The organism is Pseudonocardia sp. SID8383 (assembly GCF_009864975.1).
In the GTDB taxonomy this organism is placed as follows: Bacteria; Actinomycetota; Actinomycetes; order Mycobacteriales; family Pseudonocardiaceae; genus Pseudonocardia; species Pseudonocardia alni.
Map to the genome: position 1 here is coordinate 1 of NZ_WWFY01000084.1, position 2,818 is coordinate 2,818.

Consider the following 2,818-nt stretch of genomic DNA (forward strand, 5'->3'; position numbering starts at 1 on the left):
TGCGCCGCGGGCGTCGGCGCCGACGTCGCCGACCGCGAGGCCGCCGTCGCCGCGGTGGACGCGCTGGAGCAGCAGCTGCCGCAGCTGGTCGCGCTGGTCGCGTTCGCCGGGGTCGCCTCCCCGGTCCCCTACCTCGACGTCGACGAGCAGGAGTGGCGCCGGGTCGTGGCCGTGAACCTCGACGGCACCCACTGGGTCACCCAGCGGGTCGCCCGCAGCCTGGTCGCCCACGGCGTCGGACGCATCGTGGGCATCTCCTCGGTCTCCGCCCAGCGCGGCGGCGGCACCTACTCCAAGACCCCGTACTCCGCGGCGAAGGCCGGCATCCAGGGCTTCATCCGCTCGGTCGCCCGCGAGCTGGGCCCGCACGGGATCACCGCGAACGTGATCGCCCCCGGCCCGATCGACACCGACATCATGGGCGGCACCCTCTCGCCCGAGCGCAAGGCGGCCATGGCCGCCGACGGCGTGGTGGCGCGCATCGGCACCCCGCACGACGTCGCCGCCGCCGCGGCGTACCTCATCGGGCCCGACTCCGGCTTCGTGACGGGCCAGACCCTGAACGTCGACGGCGGCCTCTACATGCACTAGGAGCCCGCGTGCCCCGTGAACCGTTCCCCGGCTGGTCGTGGTCGCGCGTCGCGTTCCTCGCGATCGGCCTCGTCCTCGTCGCGATCGGCCTCGTGCTGGTCCTCTGACCCGTCCGCCCGCACACGACCTCGAAGGGGAGATCGTGGAACCCACCACCGGCGACCGCACGCCGCGCGCGCTGCTCGACAGCCCGCACCTCGCGTCCGGCATCCGCAAGGCCACCACCCGGCTCATGCCGATGCTGGTGGTCCTCTACTTCGTCGCGTTCCTGGACCGCACCAACGTCGGCTTCGCCGAGGAGGGGCTGCAGGTCGACCGCGGCATCAGCGCCGGGGCGTTCGCCCTGGGCGCGGGCATCTTCTTCATCGGCTACGCGATCTTCGAGATCCCCAGCAACCTGCTGCTCGACCGCTTCGGCGCCCGGTTCTGGCTGGCCCGGATCGCGGTGACCTGGGGCGTGGTCGCGAGCGCGTTCGCGTTCACCACGAACGACACGATGTTCGTGTTCCTGCGGTTCCTGCTCGGCGTCACCGAGGCCGGGCTGTTCCCCGGCGTGATCATGTTCCTGTCGCAGTGGTTCCCGAACAAGAAGCGCGTGCAGATGTTCGCGATCTTCTACCTGGCCCAGCCGTTCAGCCAGATGCTCGGGGCGCCGCTGTCGGGTGGGCTGATCAGCTTCGGCGACACCCTCACGCCCTGGCACGGCTGGCAGGTCATGTTCTTCGTCGAGGGCGTCATGGCGATCGTCGCCGGCGTGGCCGCGTACTTCCTGCTGACCGACTCCCCGCAGAAGGCGACCTGGCTCGACGAGCGCGAGAAGGCCGCGATGCGCGAGGTCATGGCGCACGAGGACACCGTGCGCGACGCCGACGGCCCGCGCGGGATCGTCCCGGCGATGCTCAACGGCAAGGTCTGGTACTTCACCGTCATCTACTTCTGCCTGCAGGTGGCCGTCTACGGCACCACGTTCTACCTGCCCCAGCAGGTCGCAGGCCTGCTCGGGCGCGACGTCGGCTGGCAGGTCGGACTCGTCGCCGCGATCCCCTGGGCGGTCGGCCTGGTCTTCTGCTACGTCGTCGGCCGGCACGCCGACACCGTCGCGCGGCGCCGCAACTGGGGCGGCATCGCCTTCCTCCTGACCGGGGCCGCGATCCTCGCCTCGGCCTGGGCCGGGGCGAACGGACAGGCGCTGCTGGGCATCGTCGCGATCACCGTGGCGGTGTCGGCGTTCCTGTGCGCCGGCCCGATCAGCTGGTCGTTCCCGACGGCGTTTCTCACCGGAGCCGCGGCGGCCACCGGCATCGGTCTGATCAACTCGATCGGCAACCTCGGCGGCTTCGTCGCGCCGATCATGCGGACCGCGATCAACGAGGCCGTCCCGACCGAGGCCGGGACGTGGGGCGTCGTCTCACTGGGGGTTCTCGCCTTCCTCGCCGCGGCGATGATGTGGGGCACGGCGCTGTTCCGCACCCGCGCCGACGCGCTGCTCGACACCCCGGGGCGGGAGCGGTGAAGATCCTCGTCTGCGACGACGACCCGACCGGCACGCAGTCCGCGACCGGGGTCGAGGTCCTGCTCCGGTGGGACGCCGACGTGCTCACCGACGCCCTGCGCCGGGCCGACGCGGTGTACCTGCTGACCAACACCCGCGCGCTCGACGAACAGGCCGCCGTCGCACTGGTGTCGGGCATCCGCGCCGACGCCGACGTCGCGGGCGGGCGGCTCGGCGAGCGGGTCCGGCTGGTGCTGCGGGGCGACTCGACGCTGCGCGGGCACGTGTTCGCCGAGTGCGACGCCGTCGACCCGGCCGCGCCGGTGCTGTTCGTCCCCGCCTTCCCCGGCGGCGGACGCACGACCGTCGACGGCACGCACCGGGTACGCGTCGGCGGCGAGATCCTCCCGGCGCACGAGACGGAGTTCGCCCGCGACCCGGTCTTCGGCTACCGCGACGGCCATCTGCCCGGCTACGTCCGGGAGAAGTCCGCGCGCACACCGGTCACGGTCGGCATCGACGACGTGCGCTCCGGCGCGCTCACCGGGGTGCTGACCGGCGCCGGGGACATCGACGTGGTGCTGCCCGACGTGCACGACGACACCGACGTCGCCCGTGTCGCCGACGCCCTGCGCGCGGCGTGGGCGACCCGCGAGATCGTCGCGCGCGGCGGGGCGCCGCTGGCGGCCGCGGTCTGCCGGGTGAGCAGCGACGGGCTGCTCGACGCCCCCGTCG

The 2,818-nt window shown here is 73.0% G+C and carries 3 protein-coding genes; all 3 read left to right on the top strand.

Annotated elements, in window-relative coordinates:
- Window positions 1-591, top strand: a 591-nt coding sequence (locus GTW08_RS02070) for an SDR family NAD(P)-dependent oxidoreductase (RefSeq protein ID WP_161151314.1), incomplete at its 5' end; no start/stop codon positions are given.
- A 142-nt stretch (window positions 592-733) separates the two neighbouring features.
- Complete coding sequence (locus GTW08_RS02075) at window positions 734-2,104, top strand: MFS transporter (RefSeq protein ID WP_073574771.1); 1,371 nt, start codon at window positions 734-736, stop codon at window positions 2,102-2,104.
- On the top strand, window positions 2,101-2,818 hold a 718-nt coding region (locus tag GTW08_RS02080; protein WP_161151315.1), incomplete at its 3' end, for a four-carbon acid sugar kinase family protein. The genes GTW08_RS02075 and GTW08_RS02080, both read left to right, overlap by 4 nt.